The organism is Embleya sp. NPDC020886, assembly GCF_044333915.1.
Taxonomy (GTDB): Bacteria; Actinomycetota; Actinomycetes; order Streptomycetales; family Streptomycetaceae; genus Embleya.
This window is the reverse complement of the sequence record NZ_JBIRRX010000015.1, coordinates 42,796-60,957: the sequence shown is the minus strand read 5'-3', so window position 1 is coordinate 60,957 and position 18,162 is coordinate 42,796. Positions and strand designations below refer to the sequence as shown.

General features: G+C 71.3%; 11 protein-coding genes. 3 read left to right on the top strand and 8 right to left on the bottom strand.

Annotated elements, in window-relative coordinates; translation table 11 throughout:
• Positions 1 to 21: 21 nt before the first annotated feature.
• The 4 genes from ACH4U8_RS36815 to ACH4U8_RS36800 all read right to left on the bottom strand — a co-directional run bounded on the left by ACH4U8_RS36815 (position 22) and on the right by ACH4U8_RS36800 (position 7,829).
• Positions 22 to 2,880: a tetratricopeptide repeat protein gene (locus ACH4U8_RS36815; protein ID WP_395782608.1), complete on the bottom strand. Its 2,859-nt coding sequence runs from the start codon at positions 2,878 to 2,880 to the stop codon at positions 22 to 24.
• 9 nt (positions 2,881 to 2,889) lie between these two features.
• Positions 2,890 to 4,725, bottom strand: coding sequence for an HSP90 family protein (locus ACH4U8_RS36810; protein ID WP_360320973.1), 1,836 nt, complete (start codon positions 4,723 to 4,725; stop codon positions 2,890 to 2,892).
• 122 nt (positions 4,726 to 4,847) lie between these two features.
• Entirely contained in the window at positions 4,848 to 6,227 is a 1,380-nt protein-coding gene (locus tag ACH4U8_RS36805; RefSeq protein WP_379991681.1) for an LCP family protein, read from the bottom strand.
• A gap of 78 nt (positions 6,228 to 6,305) precedes the next feature.
• A complete protein-coding gene (locus ACH4U8_RS36800; RefSeq protein ID WP_360320967.1) occupies positions 6,306 to 7,829 on the bottom strand; it encodes an LCP family protein in 1,524 nt (507 codons plus the stop codon).
• Positions 7,830 to 8,090: 261 nt separating this feature from the next.
• Here ACH4U8_RS36800 and ACH4U8_RS36795 point away from each other — a divergent pair, with 261 nt between their 5' ends.
• The 3 genes from ACH4U8_RS36795 to ACH4U8_RS36785 all read left to right on the top strand — a co-directional run bounded on the left by ACH4U8_RS36795 (position 8,091) and on the right by ACH4U8_RS36785 (position 11,536).
• Positions 8,091 to 9,164: a glycosyltransferase family 2 protein gene (locus ACH4U8_RS36795; protein ID WP_360320964.1), complete on the top strand. Its 1,074-nt coding sequence runs from the start codon at positions 8,091 to 8,093 to the stop codon at positions 9,162 to 9,164.
• A 223-nt stretch (positions 9,165 to 9,387) separates the two neighbouring features.
• The gene (locus ACH4U8_RS36790) at positions 9,388 to 10,920 is read left to right on the top strand and encodes a glycosyltransferase (protein WP_395782607.1); all 1,533 of its coding nucleotides are present in this window, start codon (positions 9,388 to 9,390) and stop codon (positions 10,918 to 10,920) included.
• A gap of 16 nt (positions 10,921 to 10,936) precedes the next feature.
• The gene (locus tag ACH4U8_RS36785) at positions 10,937 to 11,536 is read left to right on the top strand and encodes a DapH/DapD/GlmU-related protein (RefSeq protein WP_395782606.1); all 600 of its coding nucleotides are present in this window, start codon (positions 10,937 to 10,939) and stop codon (positions 11,534 to 11,536) included.
• Between the two features lie 187 nt (positions 11,537 to 11,723).
• On the opposite strand, the gene ACH4U8_RS36780 is transcribed toward ACH4U8_RS36785, so the two are convergent.
• From ACH4U8_RS36780 to ACH4U8_RS36765, 4 genes are all read right to left on the bottom strand, one after another.
• Complete coding sequence (locus ACH4U8_RS36780) at positions 11,724 to 12,224, bottom strand: GNAT family N-acetyltransferase (protein ID WP_395782605.1); 501 nt, start codon at positions 12,222 to 12,224, stop codon at positions 11,724 to 11,726.
• 243 nt (positions 12,225 to 12,467) lie between these two features.
• Complete coding sequence (locus ACH4U8_RS36775; protein WP_395782604.1) at positions 12,468 to 14,258, bottom strand: LCP family protein; 1,791 nt, start codon at positions 14,256 to 14,258, stop codon at positions 12,468 to 12,470.
• A gap of 402 nt (positions 14,259 to 14,660) precedes the next feature.
• Positions 14,661 to 16,163 (bottom strand): LCP family protein, encoded by a 1,503-nt coding sequence (locus tag ACH4U8_RS36770; RefSeq protein ID WP_360320952.1) that lies wholly within the window; start codon positions 16,161 to 16,163, stop codon positions 14,661 to 14,663.
• Between the two features lie 154 nt (positions 16,164 to 16,317).
• Positions 16,318 to 18,069, bottom strand: a complete 1,752-nt coding sequence (locus ACH4U8_RS36765; protein ID WP_395782603.1) for an LCP family protein — start codon at positions 18,067 to 18,069, stop codon at positions 16,318 to 16,320.
• Positions 18,070 to 18,162 lie beyond the last annotated feature (93 nt).

Here is an 18,162-nt window from a genome sequence, read left to right as displayed (position 1 = left end):
CGTTGGCGGCGCCGGTTCCGCTCAGTCCTTCCGGTTCTTCGCCACCTCGTAACGCAGGTCGGTGAGTTCGCCGACGTCGGCCACCTCGTTCGCCGCGCACACCTTCAGCGCCGCCTCCAGTCGAGCCACCGCCGCCGGCCGCTGCTCCAGACCGAACGCCTCTATTCGCGCGCCCAGTTGCACCGCGTCCAGATACCCGTCGCGCTCCTGCGGCAACAGCGGCACATACGCCGCCGCGGCCCGGTCGGCCGCGGTCAACGCCGGGTGCAGCCGGTCGGCGCGCGCCAGCAGGTGGGCGAGTTGGTGCTGCGTGCCGGCCGTCTCGATCGCGACCATCGCCGCCGCGTCGTCGTCCGCATTCGCGGACACATCCGCGCCCGCGCCCGGCTCGACCCCCGCCAGCTCCCGCAGCGCCTCGCCGAACAGCGCCAGGGCCCGGTCCACCCCCGACGGGTCCTCCCGATCGGTGCTGCCCGCGATGCTCCACGCCTTCGCCCGCAGCGCCCGCACCGTCTCGCGCACGTCGCCCTCCGCGCGCAGGAGTTCGATCGCCCGCCCGAACGCGGCCTGTGCCTGCGCGGCCATCCCCGCGTCGTCCAGCGTGTGTGCCGCCGCCACCGCGATCTCCGCCTGGGTCGCCCGATCGGCGACCTTCGTGGCGGCCTCGGCGGCCATCGACAGGTGCCTGGCCGCGTCCCGGGCATCGCCCAGCCGGCGCAGGCACATGCCCAGTGCCCAACGTTCGTGCATCGCGTGTTCGGGGCCGTGGTGCGCCTCGATGTCCGGCAGCAACTCCTCCAGGATCGCCGCGGCCTCCGCGTCCCGACCCAGGCCGAACAGCATGCCCACGGCGCCCCTGCGGCAGGCCGCCGCCATCTCCGCGTCGCCCTCGCCGTCGAACACGTGCGCGGCCTCCAACGCGAACGGCAGCGCGTCCTCCGGCCGTTCCTGCGCGCCGACCGCGTTGGCCAGCATGGTCAGCGCGTGGCCGACCGGGAACTGCGGCTCGTCGTAGAACGCCGCCGTCTCCAGCGCGGCGCGCATGTCCGCCTCGGCCGCCGCCGGGTCGCCCGCCTGCATCCGCACCTGGCTGCGCAGGAACAGCGGTCGGCAGGCCGACCAGGGCCGTTCCGCCTCCCGGCACAGTGTGATGGCCGCACTCAGATCGACTTCGGCGTCAATCGTGCGCTCCTCCTGGAGCGCCTGCTCCGCACGCAGATGCAGCGCCGCCGCCCGGCGGTGCGCCAGTCCGTGGTCCCGACCCAGGTCGTGCAGTTCGGTCAGGACCGCCTGCACGTCGTCGGACCCGGTGGTCAGCGCCACGATCGCGCGGTGGTGCAACACCAGTGCCAGCGGCGCGGCGTCGTCCGGCAGGAACTTCTCGGCCTCGGCCCGAGCCGCGTCGAACAGTCCGATCGCGTCGGCCTCCTCGGCCCGGAACCGGGCCATCGCGATCCGCACCTCGGCGCCCACCGCCCGCCCCGGCGCGTCCGCCGCCCGATAGCCGGCCGCGGCCCGGGTCAGCGCCGCGATGCCCGCCGCGAACTCGCCCTCGTCGACCAGGTCGACGCCCTCGTCCTCGGTGATCGCGGCGAGCGCGAACGCGTCCACGTCCTGCCCCAGAGCACCCGCCGCCGCCGCGTAGTCCCGCCAGGCCGCGCCCGAACGTGGATGCCCCGCGGTGTCCGACTCCCGTGCACGAAGCAGCAGTTCCGAAACATCGTGGGTGGCCGAAACCGTCGCTGCGGGCGGCGCGGCCGGCGCCGACGCGGCCACCCGCGCCGAACGCAGGCCCAACGGCAGCGACTTCGCCACCGGCGCCGCCGCCAACCGGCGCCGCACCCGCGAACTCACCGCGTCGTTCCCGTTGCGCGCGTCGAAGCGGGCCGCGATCTCGAACAGCTCGCGCTCGACCGTGTCGCGCAGCGCGCCCGCCGAGGTGTCCTCGAAGACCACCAACCCCGGCCCGCCGATCGCGACCAGTCGGCGCAGCAACACCGCGACGCCGGCCAGGAAATCGGCGTGGTCGGAGGGGTCGCTCTGCGGACGCTCCAGCCAGGCCCGATGCTCGGCGAGGATCTCGATCCCGCGGCCCTCGTTGCCGGTCAGCGCACAGAACTCGATGTGCTCGGCGACCGCCGCGTAGGTGCTCACCTTGCCGCGCACCGACCGGTAGCCGCGCAGGTGGTGCGCCCGGGCCCGATCCGGGTCGCCCTCGCGCACGAGCGGCAACATCGACGCGGCCAGCGAGACCTGTGGCTCCTCGGCGCAGGTCAACGCGCCGTCCAGGGTGGGCGCGAGCAGTTCCAGCGCGTCCGCGTCCCGGCCCCGGGCGATCAACCAGCGGGCCTGCTCGCGCCGTTCGCACGCGTCGCAGTCGGCGAGCCGATCACGATCGGCGGCCAGCCACGCCTCGAACGCCTCGCCGCTCTCCGCGTCGGCGCCGATGTGTCGGGCCAGGTAGAACCGGCTCTGCTGAACCGGCCGCAGGCTGTGCCCGGCGGTGCGGTAGCGGCGTTCCATGTCGGCCAGGTAGCCGCGGATCGCCGGCAGCGGCACCTCGGGCACCGCGAGCAGCGAGCTGGTGATCCACTTGAGATCCCAGAACAGGTGATGGGTCAACTGCTCGTCGAAGCCCTCGGGGTGCTCGTCCCACAACTTGAGCAGGCGGGAGAGCGGGACCGGCGTGCGCGGCGACTCGCCGCCGTAGTTGTACGCGGTGATCAGCCGCAGCAGCGCCCAGGCGAGGTTCTCGTCGCTGCCCATCCGCTCGGCGACCACGACCAGTTCCTCGGCGCGGGCGGTACGCGCCTTTCCGTACGGCAGTTCCTCGTTCGCGTCCAGGGCAGCGAAGAACCCGGCGTCGTCACGGATGTCCATCAAGGGTTCCTATTCGGCGGGGTTCGGCTGGTGGACGGCCCGCTCCAGCAGGCCGAGGAAGGATCGGCCGAGTAGGCCGGTCTCGGCCGAGGTGAGCGGTCGGTGGCTGAGCAACAGAGCCTGGCCGTACAGTCCTTCGACCGCGGCCCGGGCCAGTTCGGGATCGTCGAGGCCGGCGATCCGGCGGACCAGCGGGTTGAGGTGGTTGAGCACGAGCTGCGCCCGCGGGCCCTGCCCGCGCAGCGAGCCCAGGATGCCCGACCACAGGTCGTCGCCGCGGCCGGCCGCGTCCTGCTCGGCCTCGGCCCGCCCCCGCTCGCCGCGCGCGTCCCGCCCGTCCAGCAGCAACGCGGGCACGGTGACCGGCTGGAACGTGCGCAGCGACACGTCGCACGAGAGCGGGTCCAGCGCGGCGCGCGCGTGCGCGAGGAAGCTCGCCGCGGCCAGTTCGGCGGTCGGGTCGACCGAGTCCAGGTGCGCGGTGACGGTGTCCGGGTCGAGTTCGGTGACGGTGGTGCCCGGGCGGATGTCGGCGAGCCGGTGGACCAGGTCCAGGTCGTAGGTGTAGCCGCCGTTGACCACGCCCAGCCCGGCCGCCGCCGCGATCGGCGCGACCTGGCGGTATTCCTCCACCGTCGGCGTCACGTGCACGACCGGATGCCGGCGGGCGAACTCGTCCAGCGCGATCCGTCCGTCGGTGGTCTCGAACGGCAACCACGGCAGCACCAGCCGCAACAACTCGTCGTCGTGCCGGGCCAGTGCCTTCACGCCCAGGTGATGCACGCTCAGGAACCGCGCCAGCCGCGGCTGGTCGTGCGCGGCCAACTCGGCCAGCCAGTCCCGGATATGCCCGCCGAGCGCGTCCCGCACCCCGGCCAGCGACTCGTCGTCGTACAGGCTCTCCCGCGACGCGGTGGGCCGCAGCGTGTCGGTGTCCACGACGCAGCGCACAAAGAACGCCCAGTCGGGCAGCAGCCCGTCGGCGTTCTCGGTGAGCAACATGCCCTTGAGATGCACCCGATGCTTGCCGCGCATCGCCGGACTGACCGCCTCCGGCAGCACGAACGCCGCGCCGCGCACCCCCGCGAGCGGCACGTCCAGGTCGATCACGTCCAGCGGGGTGAAACCCAGTCGGCTCTCGCAATACGCGGTGAGCGCGGCCCGGCGACGCTCCGGTGTCGGGTACGGGCGGTCCCAGACCGCCGGCGTGTCGGTGATCGGCGTGTGCTCGCCGGCGGCCACGACGGTGACCGGATACGGCAGCAACGCGCCGAAGTCACGGGCGAGTTCGACCACCCGATCGGCGGCGAACCAGGACTCGCTGCCCCGACGCGGGGTCAGGAACACCGTGGTGCCCGGCTCTTCGCGTTCCTCGTGGGCCAGGGTGCGCACCGTGTAGCGGCCGTCCGAACCGGCCTTCCACTCCACCGGCGGCGCGTCCGGCGCCTGGGCCGAGCGGGTGACCACGGTGATCTCGTCGGCGACCACGAAGCAGGCGAGCAGGCCGATGCCGAACTGGCCGAGGTAGTCGCGCCGGGCGCTCTCCAGCGCGTCCCGCTTGGAACTGCGCCCGATGGTGGCCAGGAAGCGGTGCACGTCGGCCTCGGTCAACCCGACGCCGGTGTCCGTGACCCGAAGTCCGCCGTCCTCCACCGTGATGGTGATCGCCGCCGGGGCCTGCGCGTCCGCGGCCCGCCGCGCGGTGACCGCGTCGACGCCGTTCTGCAGCAGCTCGCGCAGGTATACCCGGGGGCTGGAGTAGAGGTGGTGCGACAACAGGTCGACCAGACCGCGCAGATCGACCTGGAAGGTGTGGTCAGCGGCGGTTATCGCGGCATCGTTCATGCGGACTTCGTCACCTCGGGGCAGGATCGCCGGCCGACATCCCGGCCGAGTGCTGATGGTACGAAACGGCGGGGACAGGCGGCGAATCATCGAGCCGACCGCCGGTCCCCGCCGAGCCGGGTTCAGCGCTTGGGCGCGTCCACCGTCCGCCCGTCGCGCAGCGCCTGGAACAGCGCCTTGGAGCCCTTGTCGTCCCACAACACGGTGGAGCCGACGCCCTGAACGTTGTATCCGGGATTCGAGATCGGCACCGTGGTGGTGACCCCGTCGCCCCCGGACAGGCTGCCCATGTCCTTGAACAGGTCGTACAGATCGAACAGGCCGGTGTCGTCGTCCACGGTCACCGCGCTCAGCGAGGCGTCGGCCACCGGGAAGGCGCTGAACGGGTTGAGCAGCACGCCGGCCGACTTGGCCTTCTTCGCCAGCGCGCTGAGGAACTGCTGCTGGTTCTCCATCCGGGCCAGGTCCGAGCGCGCCGGGTCGTAGTAGCGGGAGCGGACGAAGGCCAGCGACTCGGCGCCGTCCAGCGTCTGGCAGCCGGCCTCCAGGTTCGCGCCGGACTTCTTGTCCTTGATCGGCCCCTTGAGGCAGATGTCCACGCCGTCCATCGCGTTGACGATGTTGTTGAACCCGCCGAAGCCGATCTCCGCGTAGTGGTCGAGTCGCAGACCGGTGGCCATCTCCACGGTGCGGGCCAGCAGCGGGGCGCCGCCGGAGTCGAAGGCCGCGTTGAGCTTGTCCTTGTGCGCCTTCACCGTCTTGCCGTTCTTGCTGAACGCCGGGATGTCCACGTAGGAGTCACGCGGGAGGCTGATCAGCGCGGTGCCGCCCTTGCCCTTGTGCAGCAGCATCATCGAGTCGGTGCGCTTGCCCTGGGCCTTGCCGGTGTGCAGCTTCTTGCGGTCGGTGGCGTCCAGGCCCTCGCGGCTGTCCGAGCCGACGATCAGCCACGTGGTTCCCGCGGACGAGGCGGGTCGCCCCTTGTAGTTGTCCAGGACGTCCTCGTGTTGGATCTTCGAGTCGGCCCAGAAGTAGGTCACCGTGCCGAAGACCAGCACCAGCGCGACGAAGACGCCGACCCCGATGAGGATGCGCTTCTTCCAGTTGACCGGACCGCGCGGACGCCGCGGCCGGCCGGCGGGGCCACCGGGACCCCCCGGGCCGGGCGGCTCGCCGGGACCGCCGGGTCCCTCGGGACCGCTGGGACCGCGTTGCGGCGGTGGCCCCGCCGGCGCGCCGTGCGCGTCGGCGATCGGCGGCTGCGGCGGATAGGCGTCCGCGCCGGGCGGCCGCTGTACCGGCGGCACGCCGTGCGGCGAGTGGCTCGGGGGAGCCGGCGGATACCCACCGGGCGGCTGCGCCGGATAGGCGTTCGGCGCCTGTGGCGGATACCCGCCCGGTGCCTGCTGCGGGTAGCCGCCGGGGCGGCTCGGAATCGTTCCCGGGGGAGGTTGCTGCGGCTGCTGGTCGCCGTCCGCCCATCCCGGCGGCCAATTGTTCATGGGACCGAAGCTTTCACTCGATCAGCCCCGAGGCAACCGAATGTCGACCTCATCGACCATCTGTTCCACAGTTGATGCTCACTTCTTACATGAGACCTCGTCGCCGGATTTGGCGGAGTATGCCGGATTCGGCGTGACGCCGACGGACGGCTGCTCGGCGGACGCCCCACCGACGCGCACCGGAGTCGCCCCCGCGTACGACGAACCCGCGATCACCTCGATCGTGCGGCCCAGGCCGGTGACCGGCTCCAGGGTCGCGCCCGGCAACGCGGCCTGCACGGTCTTGACCGAGCGGTTCCACTTGGGGTCGTACCGGATGATCGTGCGCACGCCGTCGGTCGAGGTCGAGGTCCGCGGCGGGCCGGCCATCGCGAAGCCGAGGCCCTTGAGCTCCTCGTGCGCGCGCGTGCCCAGGCCCGTGCTCGGCGCGCCGTTGTACACCTGCAGCGAGATGTCGCCGGGCGCCACCTCGACCGATACCGGGGAGGGCGCGGGCGCGTTGGTCGGGCCCGGCGTGTTCGTCTTGTCCGGCGACGGCGCGATCAGGTCCTTGTCCTCGCGGATCGCCTTGAACAGGCCCGCCGCCTTCACGTCGTCCCACAACACCGTCGAGCCCCAGTCCGGGACCTGGTGGTCGATGCTCTTGAGCGGCACCTGGGCGTAGGTGACCCCGGAGTTGGACAGGTTCCGCAGCTTGCTGCCCAGATCCAGGAAGGACTGCGGGCTCATGCCCTCGTCCACCTTGATCGAGCCGAGCACCGCGTCCAGCACGTTCTTGAGCTTGATCGGGTTGGTCAGCGTGCCGGAGGAAGTCGCCTTGGCGAGTACCTGCGTCATGAACTTCTGCTGGCGCTGGGTACGGCCGATGTCGCCGGTCGGATCACTGGCGATGTACCGGGCGCGGACGAACTGCAGGGCCTTGACGCCGTCCAGTTTGCTGGTGCCCGCAGGCAGGTCGAGACCGGACTTGGGGTCGCGCAGCGGCTTGGGCGTGCACATCTCGATGCCGCCGAGGGTGTCCACGACGGAGACGAAGGAGACGAAGTTGACCTCGATGTAGTGGTCGATCCGGATCCCGGTCGCCTTCTCCACGGTGGCCACCGTCAACGGCGGGCCACCGAGCGTGTACGCGGCGTTGATCTTGCCTCTGGAGGGACCGCGTTGCTCGCCGGTGGTCTTGTCCTTGTGCGCCGGGAACTCCACGTAGCTGTCCCGAGGCAGGCTGGTGATGGTCGCGCGGTCCCGCTTGCCGTTGAGGTGGACGATCATCACCGTGTCGGTGCAGTCGCAGGACTCACCGCCGGCGTGCAGCCTCTGGAGGGTGTCCTTGGAGATGCCGGCACGGTTGTCCGAGCCCACGATCAGGAAGTTGAGGTCGCTGCCGGATCCGGTGTCCGGGCGGTTGTCCAGGCCCTTGAACGGCTGTATCCGCTGGATCTTCCCGTCGAAGTGCTTGACCCAGGCCCAGCCGATGCCGCTGGTCGCCAGGATCGCCGCCGCCAGCACGCCGGTGATCAACACGAACCAATTGCGGCCGACATTGCGGCCGTTCCGGTCGCCGTTCGCGATTCTCGCCGAGGGTCGTCCGCCGGTGGTCGCCATGGGGTGCGGTTTCCCTCCTCGCGGACCGATCTCGTCCCGCCGTCGGCTGCGCACCCTCCCGGCGCGCGTCGTGCGGATGTTCATCCGTACCCGTGTACACCCGAAGGACGCCTGTGCGGCCGACCACGGTTGCGGTGCTGCGCGTCGAACCACCGTAAAGCGGGATCGAGCGGGAACGGCCGCGGCACGCCGAGGGGTCCGGATGCTCTCCCGCTCGGTCGATGTCGGTCGTCGGGGTCGTTCGCAGTACGCTCCGAAGCGATGAATCCCACTGCCGACGAGCCCGCCACCCACGAACCTCCGGTTCGCCGAGCGGAGCCGCTTCCCGAAAAACCGCCCGTCTCCGTGATCATGCCGGTGCTCAACGAGTCCCGACACCTCGAAGAGGCCGTCGGTCGTGTGCTCGCCCAGGACTACCCCGGCGAGATCGAAGTGGTGATCGCGCTCGGACCGTCCACGGACGACACCGACGAGATCGCCGCCCGGCTGGTCGCCAACGATTCCCGAGTGCGTACCGTCCCCAATCCCACCGGTCGTACCCCCAGCGCGCTCAACGCGGCGATCCGCGCGTCGCGGCACCCCGTGATCGTGCGGGTGGACGGCCACGGCATCCTGCCCGCCCGGTACATCTCCACCGCCGTCCGGCTGCTCGCGGAGACCGGTGCGGCCAACGTCGGCGGGCTGATGCACGCCGAGGGCACCACCCCGTACGAGGAGGCCGTCGCGCGCGCGATGACCTCCAAGTTGGGCGTCGGCAACGCGCGTTTCCACACCGGCGGCGGCGCGGGGCCCTCCGACACCGTCTACCTCGGCGTGTTCCGGCGCGAGGTGTTGGAGGAGTTGGGCGGCTACAACGAGGAGTTCGAGCGGGCCCAGGACTGGGAGCTGAACTACCGGATCCGCGAAGCCGGTTACCTGATCTGGTTCTCGCCCGAGCTGGAGGTCTCCTACCGGCCTCGGCCGACCACCAAGGCGCTGGCCAAGCAGTACTTCAACTACGGCCGGTGGCGTCGGGTCGTCTCCCGGCACCACCAGGGCTCGGTGAACCTGCGCTACCTGGCTCCGCCGGCCGCGCTCGCGGCGGTGGCCGCCGGCACCGTGGTGGGCCTGTCCGGACGCAAGGTCGGCTGGCTGGTGCCGGGCGGGTACGCGGCGGGCATCCTGGCCGGCGCCGCGTGGGAGGGCCGCGACCTGAGCCCGGGCGCGCTGGTTCGGCTGCCGGGCGTGCTCGCCACGATGCACGGATCCTGGGGCGCGGGCTTCCTGACCAGTCCCAAGAGCCTGGCCGATCGGGTCGAGGCGGGGACCGCGCAGGCCGAGGAGGAACTCGGCTAGTCCGCCTGTGCAGTGCCGTGTCGGCCCGAGTCGCCAGTGTGTGCGACTCGGGCCGACGTGCGTGTACGGGGGTGTCGCGGGCCGCCCGCTCGGCCCGACGCGCCGTCTTCCCGGTCGGAAACCGGGTGCTTTCGGTAAAGCCAAGTAACGTGGCCGCCCTGGTCACCGCTCGTCCCCGGTGACAGTCTGTGAACAGTCGGCACGGCCTTGGGAGACGACGGCGATGAGCGAGAGTGACTCGGCTGTGGCCGCGGGAGTGGCGATCCCGGACGCCCGGCAGGCTGCGGAGGATGGCGATTTCACCCCGCCGGAGCGGTTGCGGCGGCTCGTCGTCACCCACACGGAGGTGGGTGAGGAGTATCCGAACGACCCGGTCGAGGGTGCCTACGTATTGCGGGTCACCCCCGCCGAGACCGTCGCGGTGACCACCTCGGTCGAGGTCACCGAGACCGGCGTGGTGCGTTCCCTGCGGGTGCCGGTCGACCCGGAACGCACCGCCCGGCTGGCCGCCGCGCGGGCCGCGGTCGAGGCGCTCGACGGCGGCGGAGTACTCAAGGGGCTGCGGCGGATCATGGCCCAGCGCGACCTGGAGGCGGTCCGGCGCACCCACCGCGCGGAGGCCGAACGGGACGCGGAGGCGTGGGCGCGGCGCTGTGCGCAGGCGTACGAGCCGTACGAGCGCGCGTTCGCGGCCGACGCCGAGCCGGTGCCCACGTCCTCGCCGGTGCTGGGGATCGGCCCGACCAACACCGCCGGGCAGGGGCACGCGTGGGCCCGCGCGGTCGAGCGACACCTGCCGGGGGTGCGGGCCGAGTCGTCCGCGCTCAGTTCGGCGAACACCCTCGGTCATCCCAGTGACCAGGCGATCGCCACCGACGACTGGCTGTCCACCCGCTGGCAGTTGGGGCGGCTGGCCCGGGTGCTGGATCGCTACACGCACGTGTTGGCGGAGGGCGGGATGCCCGCGTTCGGCCGGCTCGGCGGCTCGTGGGTGGACACCGACCTGGCCGAGCTGCGGGCGGCCGGGATCGCGCTCGGGCTGGTGTTGTACGGCTCGGAGGCACGCGATCCGGCGGCGCATCGGGCCCGGGTGGAGTTCTCGCCGTTCGACCCGCGCTACGAACTGACCCACGCGTTGCAGGGCAAGGTGGACCGGTTGTTGCCGATCCTGCGCGGCCTGGACGTACCGACCTTCGTGGCCACGCCCGACCTGATCGCGGACGTGCCGGACGCGGTGTGGCTGCCGGCCGCGCTCGATCCTTCGACCTGGCGGACCGAAAAGCCGGTGCTGGCTCGCGAACGCCCGGTCGTGGTGCACGTGATGACCAGTCCGTTCCTGCACGGCACCGCGCGGATCGAACCGACCCTGTACCGACTGCACGAGATCGGTCTGATCGAGTACCGCCGCATCCTGAATCGACCGGCCGCGGAACTCCCGGCGCTGTTCGCGGATGCCGACATCGTGCTCGACCAGTTCGCGTGTGGTTCCTATGGCCTGACGTCGTGTCAGGCGCTGGCGGCGGGTCGGCTGACGATCTGCTACCTGCACGAGTCGGCGACCGAACACCTGCCGGCCGACCTGCCGATCCGCGGCGCGGACCCGAACTCGCTGGCCGAGGTGCTGGAGGAGGTGGTCGCCGAACCGGCGGCGGCCCGCGAACTGGCCGCGCGCGGCCCGGCGTACGTCGCCGAGCATCACGACGGGCGGCGCTCGGCCCGCGTCCTCGCCGATTTCCTGGGCGTGGCGGCCGAGTGAGCACTAGCGTTCGGGGGTGGCTATCGACCCGAGCGCGGATGTGGACGAGTCGGCGATCATCGGCGAGGGCACCCGAGTGTGGCACCTCGCCCAGATCAGGGAGGATGCGGTCCTCGGCGCGAACTGCGTGATCGGCCGGGGCGCCTACATCGGGCCCGCGGTCCGGATCGGCGCGAACGTCAAGGTGCAAAACCATGCGCTGGTCTACGAACCGGCGGTCCTGGAGGACGGCGTCTTCATCGGCCCGGCGGTCGTGCTGACCAACGACATGTACCCGCGTGCGATCACTCCCGAGGGCCTGCTCAAGGGCGAACAGGACTGGGACGCCCAGGGCGTGACGGTCCGCCGGGGAGCCGCGGTGGGCGCCCGCAGCGTGATCGTCGCGGGCGTCACGATCGGCCGCTGGGCCCTGATCGCGGCCGGCGCGGTGGTCCACCGCGACGTCCCCGACCACGCCCTGATGGCCGGCGTCCCGGCCCGCCGCGTCAAGTGGGTGGGTCGCGCCGGCGTCCCCCTGACCCCGGCCGGTGACAGTACCTGGCGCTGCCCGAAAACCGCCGAAATCTACACGGAACACAACGGCGAACTGGCCCTGACGTCACCGGCGAACGGCTAGTCGCCGCAGGTTCCGCAAGCAACTCCCTACGCCACGAGCAACTCCACGACATGCGCCGTGCGCCGAAACGACCGGGCAGTCCCGGCGACCCGGGCCGTGCGTCTTCGCGCCGAGCACGCGCGCCGGGTTCCGGGGATCCGTCCCCGGAGGTGCGCCGACCGGCTCCGTAGTGGCCGGCGGTTGTGGCTCAGTCCAGGGGGAGGGTGGCTTCGATGGTGTCGCCGTTCGGGGTGGGGGTCGTGCGCGGACGGAGGTCGGCGCCGGCCGTGGTGAGGAGGCGTCGGGCGGCGGTGTTGGCTTCGGTGGTGGTGGCCACGATGCGGGTGGCGCCCTGGGATTTCGCCTCGGTGCGCAGGAGCGCGAGGACGGCGTGGCCGACGCCTCGGCCGCGGTGGGAGCGGCCGATCCACAGGCCGGTTTCCAGGGCGTCGTCCGGGGCCTCGGGCGCGGGTTGCAGGCGGGCCGCGCCGACCACGTGGCCGGCGACCAGGATCGCGTAGGTGGTGGGGGTGGCGGCCCATTCGTGATGGAAGGCCAGGAAGGCGGCGCGGCGGTCGGCGGTCCAGCCGGGTGGGCCGGGTACGGGAGGCATCACCTCCGTCGGATCGGCGTCGGCCACCGCGGCGTCCAGGAGGGCGGTCAGCAAGTCTTCGTCCAGGCGGCGCAGTTGCACCCGTGCGTTGTCCACACCGGGAGCCTGTCCGGCTTCGGCGACCGCCGTCAAACGCATTGGCGCGCGCCGTGCCCTCGGCACCCGGACGGCGCCCCGGGTGCCGCGCCCGTCGTCACCGCGACGGCGCCCACCCGGCCGGCCGCGCGGCGTCCACTCCCGCGGGAGTGCCCGCCCCGGCCCGGGCGCCGTCCCGTGATCGCCAACGGCCGCCCGCCCCCTCCTCGTTCGGAAGGGACGGGCGGCCGTGGTGGGCGGTGGTTACTTGTTCTTCTTCGGTGCGCAGACGTTCTTGTCCGCCGTCTCCAGGTCGATGTTCTTCGGGGGGTCGGTCGGTGGGGTCCCCGCCGCCGGCGGTGGCGTGGTGGGGAAGTCCTTGCCGATCAGGACCTCGAAGCGGGTCAGCGTCGTGGAGGTGCTCTCGACCAGCGCGCCGTCGCCCAGTCCGGTCGCGGCGGCCAGTGCCTTCGCGGCGTCCAGGCGGCCCTTGGGATAGGTGATCGTGCTCGTCGGGTGGATCTTGCCGTCCCTGGCGTTGCCCGACGGGACCGCGACGAACTTGCGTCCGACCAGGTCCGCCGCGACCTCGTTGGCGCGCTTGTTGACGCCGCTGCCGTTGCGGACGTCGACCTTGACCGTGGCCGGGTCGATCTTCGGCACGTCGGGGGTCGGCGACGTCGCCGGCTGCTCGGTCGCGGGCTTGTCGTCCTTGGTGACGGGCGTGTCGTTGCGCAACATCGCCATCAGGTTGTTCGCCTCGGGCTGCTTGGGCTGCACCTTCGACTTGGCCATCGGCGGGTATTCCTCGATCGGCAGCGTGGTGAACGCCATCCGCTTCTCGGGGACCTTCTTCAACTGGTTGCCCAGCGAGATCAGCTTGTCCACGCCGCCGAGGCCGTTGTCCACCGTCAGCGACTCCACCGCGATGTTGGCGAGCTTGAACATGCCTTCGACGTTGGTCAGCGACGCGCTGTTCTTCAGCTTGCGGGTGAGCGCCATCAGGAACGCCTTCTGCGCCTTGATCCGGGCCAGGTCGCTGCCGTCGCCGAAGGCGTGCCGCGCGCGCAGGAACTTCAGGGCCGTCTCGCCGCTGAGGTTCTGGTCGCCCGCGTCGAGCTTGAGGTCGGTGCCGCCCTGCTGGTTGGGCAGCACCGGGTCGTTGATCGGCTCCGAGATGCACATGTCCACGCCGTCGACCGCGTCGGTCATCTTCTTCACGCCGGTGAAGTCGATCATGATGTAGTGGTCCACCTGGACCCCGAGCATCTTGTCGACCGTGGACACCGTGCACGGCGGACCGCCGTTGGCCAGGCTCTCGTTGAACGACTGCGGGCCGTTGGACGCCGGGTAGGTCTTGCCGTCCACGACGCACTTGGGTATCTGCACCATGGTGTCGCGCGGGATGCTGACCAGGGTCGCGTTGCTGCGGTCGGCCGAGACGTGCATCAGGATCGTGACGTCGGCCAAGCCCTCGGTGTGCTCGGCCGCGCCGTACTTCTTGCCGAGGCCCTTACGGCTGTCGTTGCCGATCAGCACGATGTTCAGCGGCTTGCGCCCGAACGCGTCCTCCTCGGTCTTGGGGACACCCTCGCTGCCCGCGTTCTTCGCGGTGGTGGTTATTTTGCTGTCGAGGTACTTGATGTACCCGTACGCGCTGCCGGCCAGGACCACGATGATGCCGACCACCGAGATGGCGATCCACTTGAGCCGCCGCTTGACCTTGCTCTTCGGCGGTCCCTCGCCGCGCGCACCGCTGCGGGTCGCCGCGCGTCCGGCGGGGGCGTTGCCCGCGCGTTCGCGGCGCCGGGGTGGGTCCTCGTCGGCTTCCCGACCGGACGCCGCCGCCACCGCGGACGGGCGCCGGCCCTCGGGATTCGCCGCCCGCGAGCGCGGCCGCGCGGCACCGGAGTCGTCCGTGCCGGGAGCACCGGCGGACCCGCTGCCGGCTCCGGCTCCGGCTCCGGCGGCACCGGGGCCGCCCGGCGCCCGCAGCTCGAAGCTGCCGGTGTCCGGGTTCATCACCCACATGTCCGCGACGTCCGCGTCGTCCATGCCGCCCAGGGGATCGTTGTCCCCGGGCGCGCCACGGTGCGGCCCGTTCCCTCTGTTCACGCCGAGATTCCCTCCGGCTGTATCCGCCGCACTGCCCCCCCGGCTGTGCTCGGTCCCTCAAGGGCGACACCGGGGTCCCGGAGGCATCCGTACGGAACCCGACGGTGATACGTGATGGTCGGTTTGGAAGCAGCCACCATAACCGGCGAGATCTCGCCATGGTCACAGAGACTGCGAAGTCCTGACACTCGGATCGTCGGAAAAGGGATAAAACCCTTCATCGATCGTTCCTGATCCAGTATCGGTCGATCGTTGTTCGATCGATGGGGGTCACGGGCGGACGCATTTGTGTGCTTCCCACCGCGACCCCCTCGAACGTGTCTGCGAACGTGCCTGTGAGCTCTATTGCTTCTTGCGCGGCGAGGCGCACTTGGTGTTGTCGGCCGTCTCCAGGTTCAGGTCGGCGGCCTTGGGCGGTTCCGGCGTACGGCCGGGGCCGCCGGTGGCCGAACTCGTCGGGTCGCCGGTGCCCGGATCCGGGAGATCCGCCCCGATCAACAGCTTGATCGTGGTGTCGCCGGGCCTGGCCACCTCCAGGGCGGTCTCCGGCACGCCCAGCGCGGTCGCGATCGCCTTGGCCTGATCCCGACTGCCGTCGGGGTAGGTGATCCGGCTGTTGGCGTGTTCCCGGCCGTCCGGCATCGTGGTACCCGAAGTGGCCTTGAAACCCAGCCGCTTGAGGGTCTCCACCGTCGGGGTGATGCGCTTCTTCGCGGTCCCGGTGTCCACCGTCACCCTGATCCGGGCCGCGTCGCCGGGCGCGATCGTGGCCGGCGGCGGAGGCGGCGTCGTGGTCACCGGCGCGGGCGGCGGATCGGTCGTGCCGTCGCCCTTGGTCAACGGCCGGTCGGCCCGGACGGTGGCCCACAGGTCGTCCGCCGCGGGCCGCCTGGGCTGGACCTGGTCCGGGGCCGGACGGTAGGTCTCGGTCGGCAGCGTGGTGAACGCCATCCGCTTCTCCGGCACCTTCTTGATCTCGTCGGCCAGATCGATCAGCCTGTCCACGCCGGCCAGGTCGTTGTCGACCGTGAGCGCGCTCACCGCGCTGTTCGCGATCTTGAACAGGCCGTCCACGTTGCTCAGTTTCGCGTTGCTCTTGAGCTCGCGCGCCAGCGACATCAGGAAGACCTTCTGCGCCTCGATCCGGGCCAGGTCGCTGCCGTCTCCGAACGCGTGCCGGGCGCGCAGGAATTGCAGCGCGTTGTCGCCGCTCAGGGTGTTCGGGCCGGCCGGGAGTTCCAGTCCGGTACCGCCTTGCGAGTTGCCCAGGACGGGGTCGTGGATCGGCGAGTCGAGGCAGATCGGCACCCCGCCGACCGCTTCGGTCAGATCACGGACACCCTTGAAATCGACCTCGATGTAGTGGTCGATCCGGACCTGGAGCATGCGGTCCACGGTGGCGACCGTGCAGGACGCGCCGATGCTGCGGAAGCTGTCGTTGAACTGGCCGAACCGGGCCTCGGTGACCTTCTTGTCCTTGCCCTTGCCGATCTCGCAGCGCGGGATGTCGACCATCGTGTCGCGCGGGATGTTCACCAGTGTGGCATTGGAGCGGTCGGCGGACAGGTGCATCAGGATCGCCACGTCGGCGAGCCCCTCGTGCCCCTCCGCGCCGTAGCGCCGCCCCTCGCCGATCCGGCTGTCGTTGCCGATCAGCAGGATGTTCATCGGACTTCGGCCCTGCTCGTCCTTCGCCGCCGCCGGTGGTCGGTTGTTCTTGTCGGCGGTGATCTGGCTGTGGTGCAGCTTCCCGTTCAGGTACCGGATGTACCCGTACGCGCTGCCGGCCAGGATCACCAGGATGCCGACCACGGAGATCGCGATCCATTTGAGGCGCTTCTTCACGGTGCTCTTTCTGCGCGTGCCCCGCCGGTCGGGTGCCGCAGCCTCCCCGACCTCCGTATCCGCGTCCGTGCCCATGTGACGAATCCCCTCCGGCAACGTGCCGGGTCACCGCCGATCCGCGGCGACCCGGCTCCCCTGTGCGGTATCGATGCAATCAGCCCGCGCACACGTCCTGTTCCGCCGTTCGTCCCGATACGGTGACGATCGCGCCCGTGTCCGCGGCCGACGTCGGCTCGGCCGACGAGGTGCCGCCGCTGGTGGATGTGGGGTCGGCCGTGGAAGCCGACGAGCCCGGGGCTCCGGTGCCCGCGGGTGAGCGGGTGCCGGTCCCCTTCCCGGTGCCGCCGGTACCCGGCGCGGTCGGCGTGACCGTGACCCGGTTGCCGTCCTCGTCGATGGTGGTGCGGGTGGACGGCTTCGGCGTCGCCGACTGCTCGATCCGCACCTCGCCGTTGTTCTCGAACCCGTTGTCGTCCTTGCCGGTCACGGCCGCGCCGACCGCGATCCGGTCCAGCCGGATCGCGTCGAACAGCCGGTCGGCCTGGGGCTGGACCAGTTCGTCCCGGTCGCGGTCGAGCCGGTACGGCTGCCGCGGCACGGTCAGGAACGCGAACTTGTCGTTCGGAATCCCCTTGACGCTGTCGGACAGGTCCATCAGATCCCTAAGCGAGCTCAGTCCCGGGTCGGCGGTGATCGACCGGGTTCCGGCGTCGAGGAGGTCGTACAACTTCCACGGCTGGGTCAGCATGTCGCCGACCTTGACCTTCTTAACGAGCGCGGCCAGAAAACGCTGCTGGCGAGTCATCCGCTGGGTGTCGCTGCCGTCGTCGACGTTCTTGCGGGCGCGGACGTAGCCGAGCGCCTGCTCGCCGTCGAGTCGGTGCTTGCCCGCGGGCAGGTCGAGCTTGGCGGCGGTGTCCCGCATCGGCCGACTCAGGCACACCTCGACGCCGTCCACCGCGTTGACCATCTCCTTGAAGCCGGAGAAGTCGATCACGATGTGGTGATCCACGCGGACCTTGGTCATCTGTTCGATGGTCTTGATCGTGCAGGCCGCGCCGCCGATCTCGAACGCGTGGTTGAACTGGTCGCGGTACGCCCGCGACTTGCTGCCGTCCTGGCGCACGCACGAGGGGATGTCGACCATCAGGTCGCGCGGAATGCTGACCGCGACCGAGCTCTTCCGGTCGGCGGCCAGGTGCAACAGGATCGTGGTGTCCGAGCGCTTGGTGCCCTCGCCGATGTCGCCGTACTGCTTGTTGTCGCCGCTGCGGTCGTCCGAGCCCATCAGCAGGATGTTCGTCGCGTCGTGCGCGACGACCTGCGGGCGTTCCTGCTCCGGGCCCAGCTTGGCGGTCAGGTCCTCGGTGGTGATGTTGCCGTCGAGCTTGCGGTAGATCGCGTAGACCGCGATGCTGCCGGCCACCAGGCACAGCGCCACGGTGACCGTGACGCCGATCAGGACCCGCTTGTACACCCGCCTGCGTCGATCCCGCCGGGAGAGTCGGTCCGGCGCCCCGGCCTCGCCGGCGGCGGCCATCGCGGCGACGGCGGCGGCGAGCGGCTCCTCGGTGGCGGCCGCGGCGGGCGTCGCCTCGGCGGGCGCACTCGGCTCGGCCTGCGCGTTCGGCGCGCCCGGCTCGGTGGCGGCGGGCGCACCACTCGGCTCGACTCGTGCGCCCGGCTCGGCCGGCGCGTCCGCCTCGACCGGCGCCGGCTCGGTTCGCGTGCCCGCCTCGGCCGGCTCGCCGACCGCCGGCGCATTCGACTCGGCCTGCGCGCCCGGCTCGTCCGCCGTGCTCGGCGGAGTCGATATCTCGGGTTCGGTCGAAGCCTCGGGCGCCGTTTCCGGGCTCGTGTCCCGACCGGGTTCGGCCTGCTTGCCGGCCCGTTCGCTGTCACTCACGTCGTGTCTGCTTCTTTCCCCAGGGCGCCCAACGCCGATCAAGAGCGACGAACCGCGCGTGGAGCGGCCGTTGCTAGTGATAGACGTGCTGCC